The organism is Streptomyces sp. NPDC054956 (genome assembly GCF_053609185.1).
Window position 1 is genome coordinate 1 of record NZ_JBSGXB010000379.1, and the last position, 6,359, is coordinate 6,359.

The 6,359-nt window shown below is 74.1% G+C and carries 6 protein-coding genes and 1 tRNA gene; 5 read left to right on the forward strand and 2 right to left on the reverse strand.

Going from position 1 to position 6,359, the window contains the following annotated elements; translation table 11 throughout:
• Positions 1-236: 236 nt before the first annotated feature.
• Positions 237-1,412, reverse strand: a complete 1,176-nt coding sequence (locus tag ACWGDE_RS34525; RefSeq protein WP_453393010.1) for a DUF418 domain-containing protein — start codon at positions 1,410-1,412, stop codon at positions 237-239.
• A gap of 186 nt (positions 1,413-1,598) precedes the next feature.
• Between ACWGDE_RS34525 and ACWGDE_RS34530 the strand changes: the two genes are divergently transcribed.
• The 5 genes from ACWGDE_RS34530 (at position 1,599) to ACWGDE_RS34550 (ending at position 5,490) form a co-directional block, all read left to right on the forward strand.
• Positions 1,599-1,671, forward strand: a tRNA-His gene (locus ACWGDE_RS34530).
• A 108-nt stretch (positions 1,672-1,779) separates the two neighbouring features.
• Positions 1,780-2,922, forward strand: a complete 1,143-nt coding sequence (locus tag ACWGDE_RS34535) for a sensor histidine kinase (protein WP_453393011.1) — start codon at positions 1,780-1,782, stop codon at positions 2,920-2,922.
• Positions 2,919-3,602, forward strand: coding sequence for a response regulator (locus tag ACWGDE_RS34540; RefSeq protein ID WP_453393012.1), 684 nt, complete (start codon positions 2,919-2,921; stop codon positions 3,600-3,602). The genes ACWGDE_RS34535 and ACWGDE_RS34540 overlap by 4 nt, the downstream gene beginning before the upstream one ends.
• Before the next feature lie 16 nt (positions 3,603-3,618).
• Positions 3,619-4,743 (forward strand): alpha/beta hydrolase, encoded by a 1,125-nt coding sequence (locus ACWGDE_RS34545; RefSeq protein ID WP_453393013.1) that lies wholly within the window; start codon positions 3,619-3,621, stop codon positions 4,741-4,743.
• 147 nt (positions 4,744-4,890) lie between these two features.
• On the forward strand, positions 4,891-5,490 hold the full coding sequence (locus tag ACWGDE_RS34550) for a TIGR00645 family protein (protein ID WP_453393014.1): 600 nt from the start codon (positions 4,891-4,893) through the stop codon (positions 5,488-5,490).
• Between the two features lie 12 nt (positions 5,491-5,502).
• On the opposite strand, the gene ACWGDE_RS34555 is transcribed toward ACWGDE_RS34550, so the two are convergent.
• Positions 5,503-6,261, reverse strand: coding sequence for an alpha/beta fold hydrolase (locus ACWGDE_RS34555; RefSeq protein ID WP_453393015.1), 759 nt, complete (start codon positions 6,259-6,261; stop codon positions 5,503-5,505).
• Positions 6,262-6,359 lie beyond the last annotated feature (98 nt).

Sequence of the window (6,359 nt, forward strand, 5' to 3'; positions counted from 1 at the left end):
AACGGGCGAAGGGCGGGTAGGGGAACACGCCCCGCAGGGCTTCGCGGTGCGCATCCGGATCGACGCCCGCACGCCTGCACGCCTGCACGGCCGCACGGCCGCACGGCATGACCGGACCGGCCCATCGGACGTCGGGCCGGCCCCGATCAGTACATCGGGCGTCGGTCCGACCCCGATCAGGTCGTCGGGCGTCGGGCCGGCCCGAATCAGGTCGTCGGGCGTCGCGCCGGCCCGAATCAGGTCGTCGGGCGTCGGGTGGGGCCCGGCGGGGTCATCGCTCGCAGGGCCCATTCCAGGGGGCCCCGGCGTAGCCGGGTGCCGCGCAGGAAGTGGGCCCAGGCCAGGCAGGTGGTCAGCGCGCAGGCCGAGAAGGCGGCCAGGACGCCCCAGCCGGTCACGCCCCGCAGGAACACCGCCAGCACCAGCGCGTGCGCCACGTACACCGACAACGCCATCGCGCCGACGGCGGCCAGCGGCCGCAGCGCCTTCGCCACCCGCGCGACCCGCGCCGCCAGCGCGAGCAGGCCCAGCAGCACGGCCCCGACCCCCGCGTTGCCGAGGGTCTCCAGCGGGGTCTGGCTGTAGGGGCCGGCCAGCAGCAGCCAGTCCCAGGAGCTGCTCGGGATCGCGCCGAACTGCGAGCCCAGCACCGCGCCGACCGGATCGGGTTCCGCCACGGCCCAGGGGTGCTCCCGCGCGACGGCGGCCAGCAGCGAAGCCCGCCGCCCGCCGGGGCCCAGCGCGAGCCAGGAGGCGCCGTACCCGGCGACGGCGGCCCCGGCCCCTGCGACGGTCAGCAGTCCGAGGGACCGCTTGCTGCGCAGGTCGGCGACGCGGGCGAGGGCCATGCCGGCCAGGATGTACGGGAAGTACGTGAGCAGCGGGTACGCGCCCGAGAGCAGCAGCTCGCGCAACGCCCCCGCGGCCCCGTTCCAGCTCGCCAGGTCGGCGGGGACCGGCGTGCCGCCGCGCCCGCCGGTGCGCAGCCCGGCGGCCCGGCCCAGGGCGTAGGAGAGGACCGGCCCCAGGACCACGGCGGCTCCCGCGACGGCCACCAGCGTGCGGGTGCGCAGCCGGGTGAAGGGTTCGGCGGCGAGGAAGTAGACGGCGTAGAAGGCCAGGATCACGAGGATTCCGGGCGAGAGCGCGGCCAGGCACAGGCCGAGCGCGGCGAGGATCGCGCAGCGGGTCAGGGTCGCCCGCAGCGGCGGCGGGCCGGCGGCCCGGGAGCGGGCGAGTGCGAGGGAGAAGCCGGCGATGAGGGTGAAGACGGCGGGCGCCCGGCCGTCGGCGGCGACCAGCAGCCAGCCCGCGCCCTCGGGTGCGGGCGGCGGGCCGACGTGTACGGCGAACATGCCGAGGACGGCGATGCCGCGGGCGGCGTCGAGGCCGGTGAGTCGGTTTGCTCCCATATGGATAGGGAGGGCGATCCCGGCCGCGGGGTTGCCTCCGGCCTCCCCCTCACCTCCGCCTCGCCTCCCTCCCCACCTTCCCCTCGCCTCCCACCTGCCGTCGCGCGATAAACGCGTCGCGGGAGCACCCCGCTGATCGGCTATGCTGTGCTTGCACATCGAACGGGTGGTCCGCCGCCCTTCGTGGTGGGTGTAGCTCAGTTGGTAGAGCACCTGGTTGTGGTCCAGGTGGCCGCGGGTTCAAGTCCCGTCACTCACCCTGTTGATCCCGTGGGGGGTACGAGGTTTCCTCGTACCCCCCACGGGTTTTTCCGTCCCCGTTCAGCCATTCGGCCCTTCAGCCGTTCACACCGATCCGCGGAATGCGATGCGCCGAGAGAGATTCCCCGCGCTGCTGCTGGCCACGGGCTGCGCGCTCGTGTGGGCCCTCGACTGGATCGCGGTGGCGCCGCCGCACGCCTGGGCGGTCCTCGTCTGCGGCGCCGTCGTCGGCGCGATCGCCCTGCTGCCCGGCCGCGCGCTCCGGCTCCCCCTCGACGGCCGGGCGCTGCTCGCCGCCCCGCTCTCCCTCGCCGTCACCGCCTCGATGCTGCCGCAGGACCGCGGCACGGGCGGGAGTTGGGGGCTGCTGGAGTCGGCCGCCCTGCTGGTGCTGCTGGCCCGGTGCGCCCGGTACACCGAACCGCCCCGGGTGGTGCCGCTGGGACTGCTGCTGTGGGTCGCGGCCGCCGCGGCCCCGCTGCGGATGCCGAGCGACGACACCGCCGAGACCGTCGCCTTCGCGCTGACCCTGGCGGCCGCCGGGGCCGCCGGATTCGGCGGCTACCTGCGCATCCTCGACCAGCGCCGGGCCCGCGCGATCGTGGCCGTACGGGAGCACGAGCGCCACGAACTCGCCCGTGACCTGCACGACTTCGTGGCCCACCACGTCACCGGCATCATCGTCCAGGCGCAGGCCGCCCAGGCCATCCGGGAGACCGCGCCCGAACGGCTCGATCCGCTGCTGCGCTCCATCGAGCGGGCGGGCGGCGAGACGCTGGACTCCATGCGGCGCCTGGTCCGCGTCCTGCGGGAGCAGGACTCCGGGTCGGTGCGGCCGCAGGACCTGCTCGCGGAGCTGAGCCTGCTGGTGGCCGGCCGGCCGGGGGCCGTCCTGGAGCTGGCGGAACCCGTACGGCGGGTGCGGCTGGCGCCGGAGGTGGAGACCTCGGTGCACCGGCTGGTGCAGGAGGCGCTGACCAATGTGACGCGGCACGCTCCGGGCGCGCGGGCCACCCGGGTGAGCCTGGCCACCGACGGAGTACGCCTGACGGTGGAGGTCGACAACGGCCCCGGGGACCGGCGCGGCCACGCTCCGCCCGGCGGCCGGGGCGGCCTCGGCCTGATCGGACTGCGCGAACGGGTCGAGGCGGTGGACGGCCGGCTCACCGCCGGTCCCCGGCCGGACGGCGGCTGGCGGGTGACCGGGGTCTTCCCGCTGCTGGACGGGCTGGCAGGATCAAAGGCATGAAAAGCGACATCCGCGTCCTGATCGCCGACGACCAGGAGATGGTCCGCACCGGCTTCGCGCTGATCCTGGGCGCCCAGCCGGACATCGAGGTGGTCGGCGAGGCCACGGACGGCGTGCAGTGCGTGGAGCTGGCCCGGCGGCTGCGCCCCGACGTGTGCCTGGTCGACGTACGGATGCCGGGGCTGGACGGGCTGGAGGTGACCCGGCTGCTGGCGGGGCCCGGGGTCCCCGATCCGCTGCGGGTGGTGATCGTGACCACCTTCGACCAGGACGACTACCTGTACGGGGCCATGCGCGGCGGCGCCAGCGGCTTCCTCCTCAAGGACGCCGGGCCGAACCTGCTGGTGGAGGCCGTACGGGCGGCCGCGCGCGGGGACGCCCTCGTCTCCCCGGCCGTGACCCTGCGGCTGCTGGAGCGGCTCGGCGAGCACCCCGCGCCGCCGGGTGCGCGGGCCGGTGAGCAGCCGCTGTCGGAGCGCGAACTGGACGTCGTACGGCTGGTCGCGCGCGGGACGACCAACCAGGAGATCGCCGACGGGCTGTTCATCTCGCTGTCCACGGTCAAGACGCACCTGGTCTCGGTGCAGGCCAAACTGGGGCTCCGCAACCGGGTGGAGATCGCCGCCTGGGCCTGGGAGAGCGGCGCGGTGTCCGCCGCACCGCGCGGCCCGGTCGGCTGATCCGGGCCCGGCGGCCGTGTCGCTCGGCATCGGCGGCGCCCCGGTGCTGCTCCTCGGCGTGCTCCTGGCGGCCGCGGTGTTCGCGGGCACGGTGTGGCTGTGGCCCCGGCTCGCCGGGCGCGGGCCGCTCCCGGTGCTGGGGCGGGCCGGGCTGCAGCTGGCGATCACCCTGACGATGGCGGTGCCGCTGCTGCTCGCGGTGAACTCCTCGTACGGCTTCTACAGCTCGTGGAGCGACCTGCTGTCCCTGCGCCGGGACGATCCGCTCCCGCCGGGCGAGGACCCGTCGGGGCGGGGCGGGCTGCTGGTGCGCGGAAGGCACTCGTGGCGGCACGGGGGCTCCGACGATCCGGAGGCGGTTGGCCGGATCGAGGCGGTCACGGTGCGCGGGGCGCGCAGCGGGCTGTCGGCGCGGGCGTACGTGTACCTGCCGCCGCAGTACGAGTACGCGACGGCGCGGCGGCGCGAGGAGTTCCCGGTGGTGCTGGCGCTGAGCGGGTTCCCGAGCACGCCCCGGGTGCTGCTCGACCTGTTCCGGTATCCGCAGCGGGCGCTGGAGGCGGTGAGGTCGGGGCGGATGCGGCCGGCGGTGCTGGTGCTGATGACGCCGACGGTGGCGCCGCCCCGGGACACGGAGTGCGTGGACGTGCCGGGCGGGCCGCGGACGGAGACCTTCTTCGCCCAGGACCTGCGGGCGGCGGTGGCCTCGCACTACGGGCTCACGCGCGACGCCCGGGGGTGGGGCGTGATGGGCAACTCGGTGGGCGGGTACTGCGCGCTGAAGCTGGCGCTGCGCCGGCCGGACGCGTACCGGGCGGCGGCCGGGCTCTCGGCCCCGTACGAGGCGGCGCGGGACGCCGACACCGGCGACCTGTTCGGCGGCGACGAGACCCTGCGGCGGGAGAGCGACCTGCTGTGGCGGCTGCGGAACCTGCCGCAGCCGCCGGTGTCCCTGCTGGTGGCGAGCAGCCGGGTGGGCGAGCACCAGTACCCGCGGACGCTGGAGTTCATCGAGGCAGTGCGGGAGCCCGCACGGGTGTCGTCGATCATCCTGGACAGCGGCGGGCACAACTACGAGACGTGGGGGCGCGAGGTGTCGCCGGCACTGGAGTGGCTGGTGGGCCGCCTGAGCCCGCCCTGACCCGAAGGCGCATGGCGGGGGTCTTGAACCGGAGGGTCGTCCGAAAGATGGAGCCGGCACGGTCCTTCCGTACCTCCGGACGAGGTCTTGGGACCCGGCCCCGGGGCACCGTGGAAGGGTCCTGTGACCTGCCGACGAGAGCCGAACATGCCGACCTCGACCCCCGTACGTCCCACCGCCCCCGCCGACCCCGCCACCGGGAACCCGGCCGCCCCCGCCCCGGCCCCGGCCCCGGCCGCGACGGTCGGGCACCGCATCGGTGCCCTGATGTTCCTGAGCCGCTGGCTCCAGCTGCCGCTGTACCTGGGCCTGATCGTCGCCCAGATGGTCTACGTCTGGGTCTTCCTCAAGGACGTCTCCCACCTGGTCGGCGACATCGGCAGCCTCACCGAGACCAAGACCATGCTGATGGTCCTGGGCCTGGTGGACGTGGTGATGGTCGCCAACCTGCTGCTGATGGTGATCGTCGGCGGCTACGAGACCTTCGTCGCCCGGGTGAACCTCAAGGACCACCCCGACGAGCCGGAATGGCTCAGCCACGTCAACGCGAACGTGCTGAAGGTCAAACTGGCCACCGCCATCATCGGCATCTCCTCCATCCACCTCCTGAAGTCCTTCATCGAGATCTCCGGTGACGGATGGGTGTGGCAGCAGACGATGTGGCAGGTGATCCTGCACATGGCCTTCATCGTGTCGGCCATCGCCCTGGCCATGATCGACCGTCTGCTGCCCAAGTCCCACGGCTAGGCCGTCTCGCGCTCACTGGCCCCGCAGGAAGGCCTCGACCTCGGTGGCGAAGGCCACGGGGCTCTCGTGCGGCGGGTAGTGACCGGCGCCGGGGAGCAGGTGGACGCGACAGTCGGAGTACCAGGCCTTCCAGGTGGCCCGCATGACGTCGGCGGTGAGCGCGAGGTCGTACTCGCCGACGAGGACGAGGACCGGGACGGTGCTGCCCTTGACCGCGGCGGACAGGTCCAGCGGCTGCCAGCTGGCGAGGTACGAGGCGAAGGCCTCGGGCCGGGACACGGCGAGGGAGTGCTCGACCATCCGGTCCAGCCAGTACGGGCTCGTGCGGTGGCCGGTGACGAGGTCGAGGATGACCCGGCGGTTCCCGGCGTTCTCGGCGGCCCCGTAGAACAGCGCGCGGGTCGCGTCGTCCATCTCGTACGGGGCCGCGGGGACCGGGTTGATCCCGATGAGCTTCTCCACGCGTTCGGGGGCCCGGACGAGGACCTGCTGGATCGCCTTGCCGCCCATGGAGTGGCCGAGGAGGGAGAAGGTGTCCCAGCCGAGCTCGTCGGCGAGCGCGAGGACGTCGTCGGCGATCTCGGCGAGGTCGTACCGGCCGGGGACGTCCCGGCGGTCGCCGTAGCCCCGGTAGTCGAGGAAGGCGTACGAGAACTCGCGCGGGTCCAGGTACTCCAGCACGGAGCCCCAGTTGGCGGAGGTGCCGAACCAGTCGTGCAGCACGACGACGTGGGCGGGGCCGGTGCCGATCCTGCGGTGGGCGATGGCCATGCGTTCTCCCCGGGTGACGGTACGGATGGAACCAACCCCGTACGTCTTCCCACCGCACCTACGATCACACCGCGACCCGGCCGTGACCGCCCACGAAC